The sequence below is a fragment of the Bradyrhizobium sp. CER78 genome (genome assembly GCF_029846235.1).
In the GTDB taxonomy this organism is placed as follows: Bacteria; Pseudomonadota; Alphaproteobacteria; order Rhizobiales; family Xanthobacteraceae; genus Bradyrhizobium.
This window is the reverse complement of record NZ_JARVWP010000006.1, coordinates 340,781-358,941: the sequence shown is the minus strand read 5'-3', so window position 1 is coordinate 358,941 and position 18,161 is coordinate 340,781. Positions and strand designations below refer to the sequence as shown.

The 18,161-nt window shown below is 65.6% G+C and carries 19 protein-coding genes; 5 read left to right on the top strand and 14 right to left on the bottom strand.

What is annotated here, in order from left to right:
* Positions 1 to 27: 27 nt before the first annotated feature.
* A complete protein-coding gene (locus QDT69_RS15830; RefSeq protein WP_279707424.1) occupies positions 28 to 975 on the bottom strand; it encodes a hydroxymethylglutaryl-CoA lyase in 948 nt (315 codons plus the stop codon).
* 7 nt (positions 976 to 982) lie between these two features.
* Positions 983 to 2,152 (bottom strand): CoA transferase, encoded by a 1,170-nt coding sequence (locus tag QDT69_RS15825; protein WP_279707423.1) that lies wholly within the window; start codon positions 2,150 to 2,152, stop codon positions 983 to 985.
* 171 nt (positions 2,153 to 2,323) lie between these two features.
* On the opposite strand from QDT69_RS15825, the gene QDT69_RS15820 reads away from it, so the two are divergent.
* The 3 genes from QDT69_RS15820 to QDT69_RS15810 all read left to right on the top strand — a co-directional run bounded on the left by QDT69_RS15820 (position 2,324) and on the right by QDT69_RS15810 (position 5,692).
* On the top strand, positions 2,324 to 3,247 hold the full coding sequence (locus QDT69_RS15820; protein ID WP_279707422.1) for a LysR family transcriptional regulator: 924 nt from the start codon (positions 2,324 to 2,326) through the stop codon (positions 3,245 to 3,247).
* Between the two features lie 186 nt (positions 3,248 to 3,433).
* Positions 3,434 to 4,846, top strand: coding sequence for an MFS transporter (locus QDT69_RS15815; RefSeq protein WP_279707421.1), 1,413 nt, complete (start codon positions 3,434 to 3,436; stop codon positions 4,844 to 4,846).
* 93 nt (positions 4,847 to 4,939) lie between these two features.
* Complete coding sequence (locus QDT69_RS15810; protein ID WP_279707420.1) at positions 4,940 to 5,692, top strand: sulfate transporter family protein; 753 nt, start codon at positions 4,940 to 4,942, stop codon at positions 5,690 to 5,692.
* Here the strand turns inward: QDT69_RS15810 and QDT69_RS15805 are convergent.
* The 6 genes from QDT69_RS15805 to nth all read right to left on the bottom strand — a co-directional run bounded on the left by QDT69_RS15805 (position 5,684) and on the right by nth (position 12,648).
* Complete coding sequence (locus QDT69_RS15805) at positions 5,684 to 7,255, bottom strand: DHA2 family efflux MFS transporter permease subunit (RefSeq protein WP_279707534.1); 1,572 nt, start codon at positions 7,253 to 7,255, stop codon at positions 5,684 to 5,686. The genes QDT69_RS15810 and QDT69_RS15805 overlap by 9 nt on opposite strands.
* 62 nt (positions 7,256 to 7,317) lie before the next feature.
* Positions 7,318 to 7,830 carry an isoprenylcysteine carboxylmethyltransferase family protein gene (locus QDT69_RS15800; protein ID WP_279707419.1) on the bottom strand — a complete coding sequence of 171 codons (513 nt, stop codon included), beginning with the start codon at positions 7,828 to 7,830 and terminating at the stop codon, positions 7,318 to 7,320.
* Complete coding sequence (locus QDT69_RS15795; RefSeq protein ID WP_279707418.1) at positions 7,827 to 8,888, bottom strand: type III polyketide synthase; 1,062 nt, start codon at positions 8,886 to 8,888, stop codon at positions 7,827 to 7,829. Before QDT69_RS15795 ends, QDT69_RS15800 begins: the two co-directional genes overlap by 4 nt.
* 127 nt (positions 8,889 to 9,015) lie before the next feature.
* Positions 9,016 to 10,644, bottom strand: a complete 1,629-nt coding sequence (locus tag QDT69_RS15790; protein WP_279707417.1) for an MFS transporter — start codon at positions 10,642 to 10,644, stop codon at positions 9,016 to 9,018.
* Complete coding sequence (locus QDT69_RS15785; protein WP_279707533.1) at positions 10,631 to 11,668, bottom strand: HlyD family secretion protein; 1,038 nt, start codon at positions 11,666 to 11,668, stop codon at positions 10,631 to 10,633. The genes QDT69_RS15790 and QDT69_RS15785 overlap by 14 nt, the downstream gene beginning before the upstream one ends.
* A 182-nt stretch (positions 11,669 to 11,850) precedes the next feature.
* Positions 11,851 to 12,648: an endonuclease III gene (gene nth / locus QDT69_RS15780; protein ID WP_279707416.1), complete on the bottom strand. Its 798-nt coding sequence runs from the start codon at positions 12,646 to 12,648 to the stop codon at positions 11,851 to 11,853.
* 22 nt (positions 12,649 to 12,670) lie between these two features.
* On the opposite strand from nth, the gene QDT69_RS15775 reads away from it, so the two are divergent.
* Complete coding sequence (locus QDT69_RS15775; RefSeq protein WP_279707415.1) at positions 12,671 to 13,216, top strand: DUF2244 domain-containing protein; 546 nt, start codon at positions 12,671 to 12,673, stop codon at positions 13,214 to 13,216.
* A gap of 57 nt (positions 13,217 to 13,273) precedes the next feature.
* Positions 13,274 to 14,170, top strand: a complete 897-nt coding sequence (locus QDT69_RS15770) for a bifunctional helix-turn-helix domain-containing protein/methylated-DNA--[protein]-cysteine S-methyltransferase (protein ID WP_279707532.1) — start codon at positions 13,274 to 13,276, stop codon at positions 14,168 to 14,170.
* 129 nt (positions 14,171 to 14,299) lie between these two features.
* Here the strand turns inward: QDT69_RS15770 and QDT69_RS15765 are convergent, their stop codons facing one another.
* From QDT69_RS15765 to QDT69_RS15740, 6 genes are all read right to left on the bottom strand, one after another.
* Complete coding sequence (locus tag QDT69_RS15765; RefSeq protein ID WP_279707414.1) at positions 14,300 to 14,923, bottom strand: 2,3-bisphosphoglycerate-dependent phosphoglycerate mutase; 624 nt, start codon at positions 14,921 to 14,923, stop codon at positions 14,300 to 14,302.
* Positions 14,924 to 14,970: 47 nt separating this feature from the next.
* On the bottom strand, positions 14,971 to 15,783 hold the full coding sequence (gene dapB / locus QDT69_RS15760; protein ID WP_279707413.1) for a 4-hydroxy-tetrahydrodipicolinate reductase: 813 nt from the start codon (positions 15,781 to 15,783) through the stop codon (positions 14,971 to 14,973).
* A 66-nt stretch (positions 15,784 to 15,849) separates the two neighbouring features.
* Complete coding sequence (locus QDT69_RS15755; RefSeq protein WP_050424071.1) at positions 15,850 to 16,152, bottom strand: DUF1330 domain-containing protein; 303 nt, start codon at positions 16,150 to 16,152, stop codon at positions 15,850 to 15,852.
* Between the two features lie 23 nt (positions 16,153 to 16,175).
* Positions 16,176 to 16,898, bottom strand: a complete 723-nt coding sequence (gene pyrF, locus QDT69_RS15750) for an orotidine-5'-phosphate decarboxylase (protein WP_279707412.1) — start codon at positions 16,896 to 16,898, stop codon at positions 16,176 to 16,178.
* Between the two features lie 6 nt (positions 16,899 to 16,904).
* Positions 16,905 to 17,483 (bottom strand): NAD(P)H-dependent oxidoreductase, encoded by a 579-nt coding sequence (locus QDT69_RS15745; protein ID WP_279707411.1) that lies wholly within the window; start codon positions 17,481 to 17,483, stop codon positions 16,905 to 16,907.
* Positions 17,484 to 17,531: 48 nt separating this feature from the next.
* Positions 17,532 to 18,134, bottom strand: coding sequence for an rRNA adenine N-6-methyltransferase family protein (locus QDT69_RS15740; protein WP_279707410.1), 603 nt, complete (start codon positions 18,132 to 18,134; stop codon positions 17,532 to 17,534).
* Between the last annotated feature and the right edge of the window lie 27 nt (positions 18,135 to 18,161).

Sequence of the window (18,161 nt, the reverse complement as noted above, 5' to 3'; positions counted from 1 at the left end):
GTTGCCGCTGCGCGGCGGCAGGTCCCGCTACGCCGCCTTGGCCTTGGCACCACGCGGCAGGCCGGCGCGGGCGAGGCCGCCATAGAGCTGCTCGTTCGGCATCTCGGATTTCAGGATCGCGCGCACCTCGATGAGGCGATCGAGATCGATGCCGGTCGGAAATCCCTTGCTCTCGCAGAGGAAGACGAGGTCCTCGAACACGACATTGCCGGTCGCCCCAGGCGCGAACGGGCAGCCGCCGAGGCCGCCGAGCGAGCCGTCGAGCACGCGGGCGCCCTCGTCGAGCGCGGCGGAGGCATTGGCGATGCCCATACCTCGCGTGTCGTGCAGGTGCACACAGACCGGCTTGGACCCTGCGATCTTCACCGCGCCGCGCGTCAGCTCGCCGACCTGCTTAGGTCCGGCATAGCCGACGGTATCGGCGATCGCGACCATGTCGACGCCGACCTCGTAGAGCTTCTCGGTGAGGCGCAGCACCTCCTTCGGATCGACCGCACCCACGATCGAGCAGCCCAGCCCCATCGAGATCGCCGCATTGACCAGCGGCTTGTGCGCGCTGGCATCGCGCAATTCACAAAGCCGCTTGATGTTCTCGATCGCGGATTCGCGCGAGCGGTTGGCATTGGCCTGGCTGTGCTCCTCGGTCGCCGACACCACCGAGGCGATCTCGGCGACGCCGGAGGCCAGCGCTTCGTTGACGCCGCGCTCGTTCAGCGCCAGCGCGACGCCATGCGCGTCGGGCAGCGCGGCGATCGTCGCAACGACGTCGCGGACATCGACGAATTGCGGAAAGGTCTTGGCCGGCAGGAACGAGCCGACCTCGAAATGCCGGACGCCGGCGGCATACTCATCGCGCACCCAGCGCTGCTTCGCCGCGGTGGACGGGAATGTCTTCACCAGCTGCAGACCGTCGCGCAGACCGACCTCGCGTAGGCTCACTCTGTCGTTGGGATAGATATCGTGGACGCGGGTCATGTCAGCCTCACGCAGCGTTTCCGGTTGATGAAATCTTGTGTTGTGCAAGCTCGGCGCGGACAGCGTCGGTATCGGCGCCAAGCACCGGCACCTTCAGGCCCTCGCCGATATTGTGGCCATTCCATTCGAGCGGCAGCGCGGGAGCGCGGAACGGCTTGCCGTCGGCGTTGATGGTGTGAACGAGTCCGCCGGGTCGCAGCACGTGCGGATCCTGCAACAGATCCTCGGGACGGTTGATCGGCGAGAAGCAGATGTTGAGCGCGTCGAGCCGCGCCGAGAGGTCGGCCACGTTCCAGCCCTTGATCACCTCGGCGACGCGCGGAATGATCCGGTCGCGCGCCATGATGCGGTCCGTGGTGCTGCACAGCGTCGGATCGTCGGCAAACTCGTGCAAACCGAACTCGCGGCAGAAGCTTTGCCAATGACCTTCGGTGACGACGCCGATGAAGATGCGATCGCCGCCGGCGGCATCGAAGATGTCGTAGATCGGCCAGGCGTGCTCACGCTCCGGCATCGAGCGCGGCTTGCGCCCGGTCATCTCGTACTCGACCATATGCTGGGCGACCAGGAACAGGCAGTTCTCGAATAGCCCGATGCGGATGTCGGCACCATCAACCTTCCCGCCGCGCTTCTGATAGAGCGCGGCGAGGATCGAGATCACGCCGAACATGCCGCCCATGATGTCGTTGGCGGACGAGCCGACGCGCTGCGGCTTGTCCCGCGTGCCGGTCATCGCGGCGAGCCCTGACATCATCTGCACGACCTCGTCGAGCGCCGGGCGATGATCGTAGGGGCCGGAGAGAAAGCCTTTGTGGCCGGCGATGATCAGATGCGGATATTTTGCGCGCAGCTCGTCGGGCCCGAGGCCCTGCTTGTCGAGCTGGCCGTCGCGGAAATTCTCCAGGAACACGTCGGCGCTAGCGAGCAGAAGGTGCATCGTCTCGCGGTCCTCGGACTTGGCGAGATCGAGCACGACGCTGCGCTTGCCGCGGTTGAACAGCGGGAAGAACGAGACACCCATGCCGCCGAGCGAGCGGGTCTTGTCGCCTGAGGGAGGTTCAACTTTGATCACCTCAGCGCCGAGTTGCGCCAGGATCATCCCGCAGGTCGGCCCCATCACCATGTGGGTCATCTCGACGACCCTCACGCCCTCCAGCGGCAGTCCGCTCCCGGTCATCGGTTTCTCCGTGCTCGTTCCGCTCTTGATTCAGACACGTTTTCTTCACGCGAACCGGTACCCACTTCGCTCGAAAACGCTTTGTGATTGGCGCAGGTTAGGCTTCCGCGCGCTATCTGAAAAATATAATCTGTCGAATAGTGTATTCGCCGTTCTAGAACGCTGAACCCCATGGATTCGCGCCAGCTTCGCTATTTCATCGCGGTCTACGAGCAGCGCAACCTGTCGCGGGCGGCGGATCAGGCCAATGTCGCGCAGTCCGCGCTGAGCCACCACATCGCCAATCTCGAAGCCGAATTCGCCACGCCGCTGTTCGAGCGCAAGCCACGCGGCATGGAACCGACCGCGGCCGGCGAGCGGCTCTACGAGCACGCCCGCATCATCCTGCGCGCGATGGCGGCGGCCGAGCGCGAGATCAAGGAAGGCGGCAGCGAGATCGCCGGCGACATCTCGATCGGCATGGCCAATTCCGGGATGAAGGCGATCGGCGTGCCGCTGATGCGGACCGTGCTGACGAAATATCCGAACCTGAAGCTGTCGCTGACCGAGAGCCTCTCCGGCGCGACGCTGCTGCATCTGCTGAGCTCCGAGGTCGATCTCGCGCTGGTCTACAATCCGCCCTCGGAGAAGGACCTGATCGCCGAGCCGGTGCTGGAGGAGCAGATGTTCTGCGTCGGCACCGAGAAGCTGATCGGCAAGCGGGCGCCGATCGCCTTCGAGGAGGTGACGCGGCTGCCGCTGATCCTGCTGCGCTACGGACTGTCGGCACGCGCATTGCTGGATGATCCCGTGCTGCTGAAGCGGCTCGAGGCCAACGCGATCATGCATCTCAACTCGACCAGCGGCATGATCGGCGCGCTGACCGCAGGCCTCGGCTGCACGATCGCGACGACGCATTTCGTCAGCGAGCCGTTGAAAGCACGACTGCTGGTTGCCCGCGAGGTCGTCGAACCCAAGCTGACCCGCACGCTCTATCTCTGCCGCCTGCGCAACCGCCCGATGACTTACGTCATGGAGGAAATGTGCCGCCTGATCCGCGCCCTGATCGCAGACCAGGTCGGCCGTGGCGCCTGGGAGGCGACGCTTCTGATCTAAAGCGCTTTCAAGCGAAGTGGGTACCGGTTCGCGTCAAGAAAGCGCGTCTCAGGTAGTCCGATCGAAAATATCGAACGATACCTTCGATATGTTCGTCTGGATTTCTGGCTCCCGGCTGCCAAACATGCGCGAACCGCACGCCTTCGCAAGAAAGACGGCCATTGCACCATTCCGGGGAGGACCATCATGAGCGCCGTCGAACTCGGCTCGGTTGCCGATCTCGCCAACACGACCAGCGGACCCGACCAGATTTCGCGACGGCTCGAGGCGCTGCCCACCTCGGGCTATGTCTGGCGGCTCGTGATCCTGCTCTCGCTCGGCGGCTGCTTCGAAATCTACGATCTGTTCTTCACCGGCTATATCGCGCCGGGCCTTGCCCGCAGTGGGCTGATGACCACGACGACGCAGGCCTTCTTCGGCTTCTCCGGCATCGGCGCCTTCGTCGCGGCGACCTTCGCCGGCCTGTTCATCGGCACCTTCTGCCTCGGCTTTCTCGCCGATCGCTACGGGCGCAAGACGGTCTTCACATATTCGCTGCTGTTCTACAGCGCGGCGTCCGTCATCATGGCGTGCCAGACCACGCCCGGCGGCGTGCTGCTGTGGCGCTTCATCGCCGGAATCGGGATCGGCATCGAGGTCATCACCATCGACGCCTACATCACCGAGCTGGTGCCGAGCTGGATGCGCGGCCGGGCGTTTGCGATCAACCAGGCGGTGATGCTGTCGGCAGTGCCGATCGTCGCAGCCCTAGCGTGGTGGCTGGTGCCACTCTCGCCCCACGGCATCGATGGCTGGCGCTGGGTGGTGCTGATCGGCGCCGCCGCCAGCATGATCATCTGGGTGCTGCGGCTCTACGTGCCGGAAAGCCCGCTCTGGCTGGCCCGCAATGGCCGCGCCGCCGAGGCCGAGACGATCATGCGGGCGCTCGAGACTGCATCGGGCACGGCCGCGCCGCGCCCTGCCCCCGCGGCCGCGATAGCGCCGGCACGTGCGCCGGTCGAGACCGGCTACGCCGACCTGTTCCGGCCGCCCTACGCCTCGCTCGTCGTGCTGTTCATGATCTTCAATCTCTGCCAGGCGTTCGGCGTCTACGGCTTCTCCAACTGGGTTCCGGCGCTGCTGGTCCAGAAGGGCATCAACGTCACCAAGAGCCTGCAATATTCCTTCATCATCGCGTTCGCCTATCCGCTCGCGCCGCTTTTGGCCGCAACCTTCGCCGACCGCTTCGAGCGCAAATGGATCATCTGCGGCGCCGCCGCCGCGATCTCGGTGTTCGGCCTCGCCTTCGCGCAGCTCACCGCGCCGGCGCTTTTGATCGCCAGCGGCGTGCTGGTGACCGGCGCCAACATGACGCTGTCCTACGCCTATCATGCCTACCAGACTGAGGTGTTCCCGACCGCGATCCGGGCGCGCGCGGCAGGCCTCGTCTATTCGATGAGCCGGCTCAGCGCGACGTTCTCGGGCTTCATCGTGGCGTTCATGTTGAAGGAGGCCGGCGTCATCGGCGTGTTCGGCCTGATCACCGCGGCGATGGTGATCGTGATCATTGCCATTGGTGTCTGGGGACCCAACGTCCGCGGCAAGCCACTCGACGCCTAGCTCGAAAACGCTGTTACCGCGACACAAGCGGCACTTGCCGAAGCCGTATTGGGTGGCTACCTCTCGCGGGTCATTTGCAGAGGTAATCCGGTCATGTTCGATGCCGCCATCAAGGCGCTTTCGCAAATCCTGTCGCCGCCGATGCGCACGATCCTGTGGCGCTCGATCGGGCTTGCGCTGGTGCTGATCACCGTGCTGGCAATCGGATTGCAGCGGCTGCTGAGCTGGTTTGCCGACTCCGGCGAGGTCTGGGCCGAAGGCATGCTCGGTCCCAACTTCCATTCCACGCTGCACGTGCTGTCCTGGATCATCTCGATCTCGGCGGGACTTGGCGTCGTGCTCGGCGGCATCTTCCTGATGCCCGCGATCACCTCGCTGGTGGCGAGCCTGTTCGTCGACGACGTCGCCGACCATGTCGAGCGCGAGCATTATCCGGCCGACCATCCCGGCGTGGCGCTGCCGGTCACGCTCGCGACGATCGAGGGCGTCAAGACGGCGCTGCTGACGGTGCTGGTCTATCTGGTCGCGTTGCCGTTCGTGCTGTTCGCGGGCGCGGGCTTCATCATCTTCTTCATCGCGACCGCCTGGCTGCTCGGCCGCGAATATTTCGAGCTCGCGGCGATGCGCTTCCGCTCGCCTGACGACGCCAAGGCGATGCGCAAGGAGAATGCCGCGACCGTGTTCACCGCGGGCCTGTTCATTGCAGCCTTCGTCTCGATCCCGATCGTCAATCTGGCGACGCCGTTGTTCGGCATGGCCTTCATGGTCCACATGTACAAGCGGCTATCGGGCCCGCGGCGCGAGCTGATCGAGCCCGCGCGGCGAAGCAACGTCTCCTCAATCTAGATGTCTTTTTTGAGCATGATCTTTTCGGAAAACCGGTGTCCACTTTTCCGGATCATGCTCTAGCTCGCATTCCCGCGGCACCTGGACGGATGCCGGCGCCCGGTCGCGCGCGAACGGCACCAGCAGCAATCCTACGATCGCCACGCTGGCAAGCATCGCCCACGCCTCGTTGACGGTGAGCGCGAGCGACGCCCGTTCGACCAGCGGCCGGACGAACGCCACCGTCGCATCGTCCGACGGCCCCGGCGGACGTTTGATCAGCAACATCGGATCGAGCCCGATCGCCTGCGCCGCGTTCACATCGCCTGCCAGCAGGCGTGCACGAAAATCCTCGCCATAGATTGGGCTGCGCCCGTAGAGGATGGTGTCGATCAGGGCGATCCCGATCGCGCCACCCAGATTGCGCATCAGGTTGAACAGTCCGCTGGCGTCGGCGACCTCGGCCTCCGGCAGGCTGCCCAGTGCAAAACGCGTCGGCGGCAGCAGGCAAAACATGATGGCGACGCCGCGCACAGCCTGCGGCCAGAGCATCTCGCCGAAATCAGCCGTACGTGGCTGGAAAGCGCTCAATCCGAGACCGAGCCCAAACAAGGCGAAGCCCGCGCCGGTCAACACCAGCGCGCCGACGCGACTTTCGAGGAAGGCCGCCAGTGGCGCGGCGACCAGCTGCGCAGCTCCGGTGACCAGCATGATGGTGCCGATCTCGAAGGCGTCATGGCGGCGGACGAAGCCGAGGAAGACCGGCATCAGATAGGTCGATCCATAGAGGCCGATGCCGAGGCAAAAGCTCAGGGCGCAACCGATCGCGAACGAGCGCCGCCGGAACAAGGTCAATCGCGCGATCGGATCCGCCGCGCGAAGCGTGCGCCGGATCAGCAGCGCCATCCCGGCCATGCTTCCGATCAGCAGGCTGAGGCAGAGCATCGAGGCCCAGCCGCGCTCTGGCGCTTCCTTGAGCCCTATCATCAGGCTTGCGAGGGCCGCCGCGAGCAGGATCAGCGATGATTTGTCCAGCCTGGATAACGCGCGAAGATGCACCCCATCTTTCGGAAGCAGCAACGGCGTGACCAGGGCCGCAAGCGTCCCCGGAGCCAGATTGATCAGGAACAGCCACGGCCACGACCAGGTTTGCGTGATCCAGCCGCCGACAACAGGTCCAACCGTCGGTGCGAGCACGGCGACGGCGCCGCCGATCGTGGTGGCTACCGGATGCAGGCGCGCCGGAAACAACGTGAACACGGCGGAGAACACCGCCGGGATCAGAATGCCGCCGGAAAATCCCTGAAGCGCGCGGAACGTCAGCAGCACGGCAAAGCCGCCGCTGAAGGCGCAGCCGACCGACGCGACGGTGAACAGGCTGACGGCGATGACGAACAGCCATCGCAGCGATAGTGCATGGGTGAACAGTCCGGTCAGCGGGATCGCGATCACCTCGGCGATCAGATAGGCGGTCTGGATCCAGCTCATTTCCGATGGCGAGATCGCTAGCGCGCGCTGGATCGTCGGCAGCGAGGTCGCGACGACCTGGATGTCGAGGATTGCCATGAACATGCCGAGGCACATCAGCAGGAAGCCTGCCCAGGTCGCAGCCGACGGGCGGTCGGCTGCGTGATCTGCCCGCTCGCTCATGGCGTGCCGACGCGTGGCCAGTCGGAAACCGACAGCGCACGGTTCTCGGCGCGAATTCGGACGGCGAGCACCGCACAATTGAGCACGGTGAAGATCAACGCCAACACGGGCAGGTGTAGTGCGAGCGGAAGCAGCGCGATTTCAGCAACGACGACGGCATAGTTTGGATGCGGAAAGTACCGGTACGGCCCGGATGCGATCAGCGGCGCACCCGGCAACACGATGATCCGCGTGGTCCATCGCGGTCCGAGCGCGGCGAGTATCCACAGCCGCAAGCCTTGCAGCGCCACGAATGCCGCTAATGCAGCCAGGTTGACATCCTGGTTGCGGCCCCAGATCCACAGTGCGATCAGCCAGCTGGCGTGAAGCAGCACGATCAGCGGGTAGTGACCGGCGCCGACCTCGATCGCGCCTTGCGCCAGCAGCCGCTCCGTGTTGCGACGGGAAAGCGCGAGCTCGCCGAGGCGTTGCAGCGTGACCAGCGCAAGGGTGACCGAGGCGAAGCTCACGCCGCGTGCCTCAGCGCGACGCAGCTGAGCGTGAAGCCCGGCCCGAGCGCGGTGAGCAGCGCGCGCGGCGGCAAGCCCTTGGCGCGGGCGCGCTCGAGGACAAAGAGAACCGTCGGGGCCGACATGTTGCCGCACGCCGCGATCACGTCGCGTTCGTGATCGAGCGTACCCTGGTCGAGCGCGAGCGCCCGCTCCAGCGCGGCGATGACCTTGGAGCCGCCGGGATGGCAGAGGAAGCGGTCGACGTCATCGGTCGTCAGCTGCATCCGTGCCAGAATTTCGGCAACGGCCGGTCCAACATGGTCGCGGACGAAATCCGGAATGGTGCGCTGAAACACGACGCCGAATCCTTCCGGATCGACCGTCCAGCCCATGATGTCGAGCGTATCCGGCCACAGCTTTTCACCGGCCGCCTCGATCCGCGTCGCACCGCCGTCGCCGGCGCGCAGCACGATCGCCGCGGCGCCATCGCCGAACAGGCTGGCGGCAACGATGTTCGCCTTGGTCAGCTCATCGTGGCGGACCGCGAGCGTGCAGAGCTCGAGCGCGACCAGCAGCACGTTCGTGCCCGGCCGCGCTTGCGCCAGCCGCGCCGCGATCGAGAGGCCCGACACGCCGCCCGCGCAGCCGAGGCCGAACACCGGCACACGCGACACGTCCGGCCGCAAGCCGAGCTTGCCGGCGACGCGCGCCTCCAGCGTCGGCGTGGCGATGCCGGTCGAGCACACCGTGACCACGGTATCGATGTCGCTGCCGGTCAGGTCGGCGCGCGCGAGCGCCTTGCCCGCGGCATCGACGAACAGCGCCTCCGCGCCTTCCAGGAACGCCTGCGTTCGCTCCGGCCAACCGCGCCGCTCGAGATACCATTCGATCGGCTTCACGCCATAGCGATGCTGGATGCCGGTGTTGGCGAACAGGCTGGAGAGCGTCTCGAACTCGGGATAGCGGTCGGCGAGAAGATTGCGCGCGGCCTGCAGGACTTGCCTCTGATGGAATAGATGCGGTGGAACCGCCGTTGCCATGGAAACAAGCGCGGCCGTCTGCTTGGTCTCGATCATCGTAGCTCCAGTTCCCCCGGTTGTGGAACCACGCGACGTGCAAAATATTTCAGGCGCCGGCGAGATAGAGGGAGCGCGGCATTCACTATAAATTGACCCCGGCCGCGGCAGCCGCGCCGTTCGTAAATCAGGACGCGGCGGCGCCTGGCTTGCGCAGCACATTCCTCATGAAGCCGAGCGGAACCGGCGACAGCGGACCAGCCGGTGCACGCGTAATCAAGGCCACGAGGAACAGCGCGGCGATCGCGAGCCAGAAGCACAGCCAGAAGCCGTCAATGTAGGCGAGCGTGTTGGCCTCGCGCTGCACCAGCGCCGCCAGCGTGCCGACGGCCCGCCCCATCGCCGCCCCGACGCCGTGGCCGGAAAATTCTCCCGCCAGCCGCTTCAGCAGGTTTACGACGTCGACGTCACCGTTCTGGACGTGCTGTCCGAGATAGTTCGAATGGATCTGCTCGCGAACGCGCAGCCAGGTCCCCATCAGGGCCACGCCGATCTCGGCACCGCCGAGCCGCATGATCTGGATATAGGCCGCGAACGCCGTCGCCCGCGACGGATCGGAATTGGACAGCGCCATGATGATGATCGGCAGCAGCGTGAACGCCTGCCCGACCGACGTCAGCAGCACGATGCCGACGAAATCCTCCCGCGCCCAGACATGGCTCAGCTGCGTGCCCCAGAGATTGGCCGCCGCGAATGCCGAGAAGCCGAGCACCACAACGATGCGCGGATCGAGGTGGCGGAGCAGCAGGATCGAAATCGGCACCAGCACGAACATCGGCAGCGCGCCATAGGTAAACAGCAGCACACCGGACTGCTCCGGCCGCAGCGCGCCGACAGTCCCGAGGAAGTTCGGCACCAGCGACGAATTCGACAGGCTGGTCAGCGTGTACAAGAGGATGACGATCAGCGAGAGCCCGATATTGCGCGAGAACAGCACGTTGAAATGCGCCCAGGGCCGGGGCGCCACCATCTCGTTGATCATGAAGGCGATGATCAACGCCCCGCCGCCGATCAAGAGCGCTATCACGGTGCCCGACGACAGCCAGTCCAGCCGATTGCCCTGGTCGAGCCCGGCATAGACCATCGCCACACCGGCACCGAGCAGCAGCATGCCGCCCCAATCGGCATGGTGCAGCAGGTCGCGATTGACCGGCTCGTTCGGCGTGCCGAGATACACCATCAGTCCCATCAGCGGCGCAATCACCACGCCCTGCCAATACAGCCACTGCCAGCCGAGGTGCTCGACATAGAAGCCGACCAGCGAGCTCGACGAGTCGAGCGCAAAGCCGACGCGGATCGAATACATCGCGATCGCCGGCACCCACCATCGGATCGGCAGGTTGCGCAGGATGATCATCAGCGTCGCCGGCACGAAGGTGCCGAGCAGCATGCCGTGCGCGATGCTGAGCGCGATCAGCGCCGTGTAGTCGCGCACGAACGGGATGGTCAGCGAGACCACGGCATAGACCAGGCTCGGAATGCCGAGCACACGCCGCAGGCCGAACACGGTGGCGAGCCAGGCCACCGCGGGCGCGACGAAGATCTGCGAGCCGATCGCAGCGGTCGAGAGCCAGGCGCCCTCGTCGAAGGTGAGCGAGAACGCGCCGCGCAAATCGGGCAGGCCGACCGTGGTCAGGCGGCTGTCGAAATTCGCCAGGAACGCGCCGAGCAGCACGGCGACGACCGCGAAAAATGGATAGCGCGCGACGTCGCCGCGCGAGACCGGACCGTGCTCGCGGTCGTCATTTTCCGGCATTGGCGACCGCCTCGCCGGTGTTGATCCGCGTCACCACCGACATGCCCGGCAGCAAGCGCTCGAGCAGCGGCTGGCCCTTTTCGAACTGGATCCGCACCGGGATGCGCTGCACCACCTTGGTGAAGTTGCCGGTGGCGTTGTCGGGCGGCAGCAGCGCGAATTGCGATCCGCTCGCCGGCGCGATGCGCTCGACCGTGCCGCGCAGCGTCTGGCCGGAGAACGTATCGACGGTGACCTCGACCGGCTGGCCCGGTCTGACGTTGGTCAGCTGGGTTTCCTTGTAGTTGGCGATCACATAGACGTTCGGCAGCGGCACGACATTGACCAGGTTGGTGCCGATGTTGACGTAGTCGCCCGGCTGCACCTGGCGCTCGCCGGTGACGCCGTCGAACGGCGCGGCGATCCTGGTGTATCCGAGCTTGAGCTTGGCCGATGCCAGCAGCGCCTTGGCGGCGTCGAGATCGGCGGCGCGCTGCTTCTTGGTGCCCTGCAGGACCTCGAGCTGATGGCGCTGCGCCGCGATCACCGCGCGGCTGGCCTGCACGTCGGCCTGCGACTTGGCGTAAGCCGCAGTGGCCTGTTCGAGGCGCTGCAACGTGCCGGCATCGGTTTGCGACAACGAGTGCTGACGCTCTTCCTCCTGCCGCGCCAAAGTCTCCTGCGCCTCCGCGGACAGCCGCGAAGCCTCGGCCTGCGCGATGGTCGCATATTGCAGCTCGACCTGGTTGTTGAGGTTGTCGAGCGCGGCCTGCGCACCGACCACGCCCGCCTCGGCCTGTGCGACCTGCGCCTGGTAATCGGCAGGATCGATCTGCACCAGGAGATCGCCGGCCTTGACGCGCTGGAAATCGGAGACGGCGACCGTCAGCACTTCGCCGGAGACGCGGCTACTGAGCTGGGTGAGCTCGGCCCGCACGTAGGCATCATCGGTGGTCTGGATCGCGGCGCTGCCGACCCACGCATTCCAGCGCGAGGTCGCCACAACGACGAAGGCGAGTGCAACCAGCACCGCAAACAGCGGAATCGCGAAACGGCGCCAGAAACCCTTGGTCGCAGATTTCGGTGCGACTTGCGCTGCCGCCCGAGCGGCAGTGGTCTGTGTGGTTTGTGACGGACCGTCTTGAACCTGCTCTGCCACACCACACTCCCATCAAGCACGCATCGAAACCAGGGACGAACCTAGTAACACATGATCACGACCATGGCTCAGACGGTCTTCTCCGGCCACCGGCAGAGATCATTGATCAGACATACTTCGCAACGCGGACCACGGGCGAGGCAGGTGTAGCGCCCATGCAGGATCAGCCAGTGATGGGCGTGCAGCATGAACTCCGTCGGGATCACCTTCTCCAATCCCAGCTCAACCTCGAGCGGCGTCTTGCCGGGCGCGAGGCCGGTGCGGTTGCCGACGCGAAACACATGGGTGTCGACCGCCATCGTGTGTTCGCCGAACGCCATGTTGAGCACGACATTCGCGGTCTTGCGGCCGGCACCGGGCAGCGATTCGATCTCGGCGCGGGTGCGCGGCACCTCGCCGCCGAATTCGGCGATCAGCTTCTCCGAGAGCGCGATGACGTTCTTCGCCTTGTTGCGATAGAGACCGATGGTCTTGATGTAGTCGCGCACTCGGTCTTCGCCGAGCTCGAGCATCTTCTCCGGGGTGTCGGCGACAGCGAACAGCGCCCGCGTCGCCTTGTTGACGCCGGCGTCGGTGGCCTGCGCCGACAGCACCACTGCAACCAGCAGCGTGTAGGGATTGAGATGCTCGAGTTCGCCCTTCGGCTCGGGATTGGCTTTGCGGAATCGGTCGAAGACCTCGTAGACCTCCTCCGCCGTCCACGGCTTCGGCTTTGCGGCCTTCTTGGCGGCCTTTGCCGGCGCCTGCTTAGCAGGCTTCTTGGCCGCGCGTTTGGACAGCGGCTTTGTCGCTTTCGCGGCTTTCTTCTTCGGCGCGGACCGAACGCTTGGCGCGCTGGTGCGTTGAGAGCGGATGATTTTGGCCATGAACGGCATATACTGATACGTCATGACCGCAGGCAACGACTTTGATCCCGCGAACGACGCCGAGGCGACCGGCCCCGAGGCGGAGCCAAAACTGTTCTCGGCACTGCTGACGCCGCATCGCTCGCTGAACCGCACCGGCTTCATCGTGCTGATGTCGCTCGTCACCGTGATCAGCTTCATCGCCGGCGCGGTGTTCTGGTGGCTGGGCGCCTGGCCGATCTTCGGCTTCTTCGGGCTCGATGTGCTGGTGATCTACTGGGCGTTCAAGGTCAATTTCCGCACCGCCAGGGCGAGCGAGGAGATCACCGTCACGCCGTCGGAACTGCGGGTGCGCAGGATCAGCCACCGCGGCCACGTGGCCGAATGGGTGCTCAATCCGCTCTGGGTGCGGTTCGAACAGATCTCGCATGAGGAGTTCGGCATCGAGCGTCTTTATTTGGTGTCCCGGGGCCGCCGGGTCAGCGTCGGCAGCTTTCTGGGCCCGGATGAAAAGGCCAGTTTTTCCAAAGCCTTGACTGCCGCCTTGAACGCCGCGAAACGGGGCCCGACCTACAACCCCATCGGTTGAGCACGCTTGTCGGAAATCGGGTGGTTTGGATGCGCCATGGCTCCTAAATCAGACACCATGATGACACTCGCCATACATGATCAGCGCCTGGCCAAGCCGGGCCTCCAGACCGCCGCGCTGCGCGACTACGATTCGGTCCGGCGCGCCATCGCGTTCATCTCGGAGCATTGGCGCACGCAGCCGACCATCGAAGCGATGGCCGATGCCGCCGCCGTCACGCCGGATGAACTGCACCATCTGTTCCGCCGCTGGGCCGGGCTGACGCCGAAGGCCTTCATGCAGGCGCTGACGCTGGACCACGCCAAGAACCTGTTGCGCGATTCCGCCAGCGTGCTCGACGCGGCGCTCGACTCCGGCCTCTCTGGGCCGGGACGGCTGCACGATCTGTTCGTCACACATGAGGCGATGTCGCCCGGCGAATGGAAGACCGGCGGCGGCGGCATGACACTGCGCTACGGCTTCCACCCCTCGCCGTTCGGCACCGCGATCGTGATCGCAACGGACCGCGGGCTCGCAGGTCTTGCCTTCGCCGACCCCGGCGACGAGCAGACGGCATTTGCCGACATGAAGCGGCGCTGGCCGAACGCGACCTATGTCGAGGACACCGACGGCACCACCGCCTTGGCACAGCGCGTGTTCGATACAAGGTTGTGGCGGGCGGACCAGCCGCTGCGCGTCGTCCTGATCGGCACCGACTTCGAGGTGCGGGTGTGGGAAACGCTGCTCAAGATCCCGATGGGCCGCGCGGTGAGCTATTCCGACATCGCCTGCAACATCAACAGCCCGAAGGCCTCACGTGCGGTCGGCGCCGCGGTCGGCCGCAACCCGGTGTCGTTCGTGGTGCCCTGCCACCGCGCCCTCGGCAAGAGCGGCGCGCTGACCGGCTACCACTGGGGCATCACCCGCAAGCAGGCGATGCTGGGCTGGGAAGCCGGGCAGGTGGGGTTGCACTAAAGCGAAGGTCCGTCACCCTGAGGAGCGCGAAGCGCGTCTCGAAGGGTCGACGGCCCGGCTGGTGGCCGTGCATCCTTCGAGACGCGCTTCGCGCTCCTCAGGATGACGGGACGACAATCTCGATCGCTTCTACCCCGCGAGATCGACCTTCGACGCCACGGTGGAATCGGCGTTGAGCCGATAGACCACCGGCGCGCCGGTGGCGAGTTCGCGCTTGAGGATCTGCTCCGGCGTCAGCTTCTCCAGCACCATGATCAGCGCGCGCAGCGAATTGCCGTGGGCGGCGATCAGCGTGCGCTGACCGCGCAGCACGCCGGGCAGGATCTCCTGCACATAATAGGGCAGCGTGCGCGCCAGCGTATCCTTCAGGCTTTCACCGCCGGGCGGCGGCACGTCGTAGGAGCGGCGCCAAATCAGGACCTGGTCCTCACCCCACTTCTTGCGGGCGTCGTCCTTGTTGAGGCCCGACAGATCGCCGTAGTCGCGCTCGTTGAGCGCGAGGTTCTTCGTGGTCGGCAAGCCGGTCTGGCCGATCTCTTCCAGCATCAGCTTCAGCGTGTGCTGCGCGCGGGTGAGGTCGGAGGTGAAGGCGACGTCGAACGACAGGTCCTGCGCCTTCAGCTTGCGGCCGGCGTCCTTGGCCTCACGGATGCCCTGCTCGGTGAGATCAGGGTCCTTCCACCCGGTGAACAGGTTCTTCAGATTCCAATCGCTCTGACCGTGACGAACGAGCACAAGAAGTCGATCACTCATTTCAGATTCCGTTTCGCTTGAGCTGGATTTGATCTCGACGAGCGATCTCAGTCACTCAACCCGAGAACGTCGGTCATCGAATACATGCCGGGCTTCTTGCCATGCGCCCACAGCGCCGCCTTCAGCGCGCCCTGCGCAAACAGCGCACGATCCTCGGCATGGTGGGAGAGCGTGATGCGCTCCGAGGGGCCGGCAAAGATCACGCTGTGATCGCCGGCCGCAGTGCCGCCGCGCAGCGAGGCAAAGCCGATATCGCCGGCACGCCGTGCGCCGGTCAGGCCGTCGCGGCCACGCGCCGAATGCTGATCGAGCGCGATCTTGCGCCCCGCGGCGGCGGCTTCACCGAGCATCAAGGCGGTGCCCGACGGCGCATCGATCTTCTGCCTGTGATGCAGCTCGAGAATTTCGATGTCAAAGCTCTGGTCGAGCGATTGCGCGACGCGCTTGACCAGCGCCGCGAGCAGATTGACGCCGAGGCTCATATTGCCCGACTTCACCACGATGGCGCGGTCGGTGACGCTGCGGATCACCGCGTCGTCGGACTGCGACAGGCCGGTGGTGCCGATGACGTGTACGAGGCCTCGCTCGGCCGCGATCGCGACATTGGCGATGGTCGCGGCCGGCACGGTGAAATCCAGGATGCCGTCGGCGTCGGCGGACATCGACCACAGGTCGGCCGACAGTTTGACGTCATTGGCGGGAAGGCCGGCAAGCACGCCGGCGTCCTTGCCGAGCAGTTCCGAGCCCGGCGCCTCCAGCGCGCCGACCAGCACTGCCCCCGGGGTTTCGGAAATCACCCGCGTCAGCGTGCGGCCCATCCGGCCGCCGGCACCCGCAACGATCAAACGCATGTCAGCCATGGCTCACCTCTCCACGCGATATAGCGAGCCGTGGCAGTTCCGGCAACCGAACCGGCCGCCCGCCGGTCAGGGCTGCGGGCCGTCATAGCCCTCGATGATGATGAGGTCGGCGATCGAATGCGGCTGCCGCACCTTGATGTTGGCCTGGTATTCCGGGGAATTGTAGCAGGCCATCGCGGTTGCGTAGTCGGGGAATTCGATCACGACGTTGCGGGAGCGGCTCTGGCCCTCGACGCAGTTGAGCTGGCCACCGCGGACCACGTAGCGGCCGCCGAATTTCTTGAAGATCGCAAGGTTGGCGACCGCGTAGGGCTTGTAGCCCTCGTCGTTGTGAACGTCGACGCGTCCGATCCAGTATCCCTTCGCCATCTGTGTTCTCCCTTGTTATTGGTTCAGGCGAGCGCCTGCGCGATCTCGGTGTGAATGGCTTCGGCGGCGGCCTTCGGATCGGCGGCTTCCATCACCGGACGTCCGACCACCAGATAGTCGGCGCCGGCGGCAATGGCACGGGCCGGCGTCATGATGCGCTTCTGGTCGCCGGTCGCCGAGCCCGCGGGGCGGATGCCGGGGGTCACCAGGTTCATCTGATCGCCGACGATCTTGCGCAGGGCGGCGGCTTCTTCGGGCGAGCTGACGAGGCCGTCGACACCGAGCGCCTGCGCCTGCCGTGCGCGCGCTTCGACGAGGTCGGAGACGTTGAGGCGATAGCCTGCGGCGTGGAGGTCGCTGTCGTCATAGGAGGTCAGCACCGTCACGGCGAGGATTTTGAGGCCGGAGCCGGCGCGGGCCTCGACCGCAGCCTTCATGGTCTGTGGATAGGCATGCACGGTGAGGAAGGTCGCGCCGAGCGAGGCGACGCTCTCGACGCCGCGCGCAACGGTGTTGCCGATGTCATGCAGCTTCAGATCGACGAAAACCTTCTTGCCGCTGCCCGCAAGCTGCTTCGCTAGCACGAGGCCGCCGGCATAACCGAGCTGATAGCCGATCTTGTAGAAGGTGACGCTGTCGCCGAGCCTGTCGATCATCGCCTCGGCCGCAGCGACCGACGGCACATCGAGCGCCACGATCAACCGGTCTCTTGGGGCGATCCTTGGAGCGATCTTGGCTGGCTGCATGTCACCTCACATCATGCGTTGGGAATGGTCGATCAGCTGCCGCACCAGCGCGCGCATCGTGTCGATGTCGCCCTGGTGCTTCAAATGATCCATGTCGTCATAAGCGTGCTCGGCGAATGACAGCGCGAGCTGGTTCGGGATCACGGTGGCGTGGCACGCCGACAGGATCAGGCGCAGCGCCGCCAGCGCGCGGGTGCCGCCGAGCCGGTTGCCGGATGCCGCGGCGATCGCGAACACACGCTCGCGGAACACTTGGCCGCGGGCCTCGTGCGGATCCTGTACGCGGCTCACCCAGTCGATGGTGTTCTTCACCAGCGCCGGCACCGAGGAATTGTGTTCCGGCGTCACGACCAGCACGCCATGATGGGCGCCGATCATCCGCTTCAGATTGACGGCGTGCTGCGGCACGCCCGATTTGGCCTGCAGGTCGCCGTCATAGATCGGCAGCGGAAAATCCCCGAGCGAAATGCGGGTGACGTCGGCCCCGGCTAGCGCGAGCTCCTGTGCCAGCACGGCGGCGAGCTTCGCGTTCAGCGAGCCGGATCGAAGCGATCCCGGGATCACGAGGATTTTCAGCGCGGACATTCTGCAATCGCGGTTAGGGCGCGTGCCCGACACGATTGCGCCGAGCGGTCAGCCCTTGCGATACACCCAGACCCGCGCCGGCGGAAGGTTCATCCAGATCCGCTCCGAGGCCTCTGTGGACACGCCGGGCAGCGACTTCGGAATTGGGGGCGCCACCGAATAGGTGAACTGGACGAAGGGCGCGCCGGGCGCGAGCGCGAGGAAGGCGTCGCGGATCAGCTTCAGGCGGGTCAGCATCGGCTTGGTGACGAGCGGCAGGCCGGAGACCACGGCCGAGGCTGGAGACTTCATGACGTCCCACAGCGTGTCGCGAAGCCTGTAGGCGTCGCCCTGGACCACCTTGGCCTGCGGATAGCGTTCGCGCAGCAACGCGCAGAAGCCGGGATTGTACTCAACCAGGACGAGACGCTTCTGATCGACGCCGTGCTCGATCAGCGCATTGGTGATCGCCCCGGTGCCGGGCCCCAGCTCGATGACCGGCCCTTCGGCTTCGGCATCGACATATTGCGCCATGGTGCGCGCGAGCAGCCGTCCGGACGGCATCACCGCGCCCATATGCAGCGGCTTCTCCATCCATGAACGGAGAAATCGAACCTCGTCGTCGAGACGGAGGGGCTTCTTCGACGCACGCACGGACGATTGCAAAGGCATGTCGCTACCAGGCGGGGACCGCACAAT

Bases quoted from the DNA above. Each gene is read 5' to 3' on its own strand.
- QDT69_RS15830 (WP_279707424.1), bottom strand. From the start codon at position 975: ATGACCCGCGTCCACGATATCTATCCCAACGACAGAGTGAGCCTACGC.
- QDT69_RS15825 (WP_279707423.1), bottom strand. From the start codon at position 2,152: ATGACCGGGAGCGGACTGCCGCTGGAGGGCGTGAGGGTCGTCGAGATG.
- QDT69_RS15820 (WP_279707422.1), top strand. From the start codon at position 2,324: ATGGATTCGCGCCAGCTTCGCTATTTCATCGCGGTCTACGAGCAGCGC.
- QDT69_RS15815 (WP_279707421.1), top strand. From the start codon at position 3,434: ATGAGCGCCGTCGAACTCGGCTCGGTTGCCGATCTCGCCAACACGACC.
- QDT69_RS15810 (WP_279707420.1), top strand. From the start codon at position 4,940: ATGTTCGATGCCGCCATCAAGGCGCTTTCGCAAATCCTGTCGCCGCCG.
- QDT69_RS15805 (WP_279707534.1), bottom strand. From the start codon at position 7,255: ATGTGCCTCGGCATGTTCATGGCAATCCTCGACATCCAGGTCGTCGCG.
- QDT69_RS15795 (WP_279707418.1), bottom strand. From the start codon at position 8,888: ATGATCGAGACCAAGCAGACGGCCGCGCTTGTTTCCATGGCAACGGCG.
- QDT69_RS15790 (WP_279707417.1), bottom strand. From the start codon at position 10,644: ATGCCGGAAAATGACGACCGCGAGCACGGTCCGGTCTCGCGCGGCGAC.
- nth (WP_279707416.1), bottom strand. From the start codon at position 12,648: ATGGCCAAAATCATCCGCTCTCAACGCACCAGCGCGCCAAGCGTTCGG.
- QDT69_RS15775 (WP_279707415.1), top strand. From the start codon at position 12,671: ATGACCGCAGGCAACGACTTTGATCCCGCGAACGACGCCGAGGCGACC.
- QDT69_RS15770 (WP_279707532.1), top strand. From the start codon at position 13,274: ATGATGACACTCGCCATACATGATCAGCGCCTGGCCAAGCCGGGCCTC.
- QDT69_RS15765 (WP_279707414.1), bottom strand. From the start codon at position 14,923: ATGAGTGATCGACTTCTTGTGCTCGTTCGTCACGGTCAGAGCGATTGG.
- dapB (WP_279707413.1), bottom strand. From the start codon at position 15,783: ATGGCTGACATGCGTTTGATCGTTGCGGGTGCCGGCGGCCGGATGGGC.
- QDT69_RS15755 (WP_050424071.1), bottom strand. From the start codon at position 16,152: ATGGCGAAGGGATACTGGATCGGACGCGTCGACGTTCACAACGACGAG.
- pyrF (WP_279707412.1), bottom strand. From the start codon at position 16,898: ATGCAGCCAGCCAAGATCGCTCCAAGGATCGCCCCAAGAGACCGGTTG.
- QDT69_RS15745 (WP_279707411.1), bottom strand. From the start codon at position 17,483: ATGTCCGCGCTGAAAATCCTCGTGATCCCGGGATCGCTTCGATCCGGC.
- QDT69_RS15740 (WP_279707410.1), bottom strand. From the start codon at position 18,134: ATGCCTTTGCAATCGTCCGTGCGTGCGTCGAAGAAGCCCCTCCGTCTC.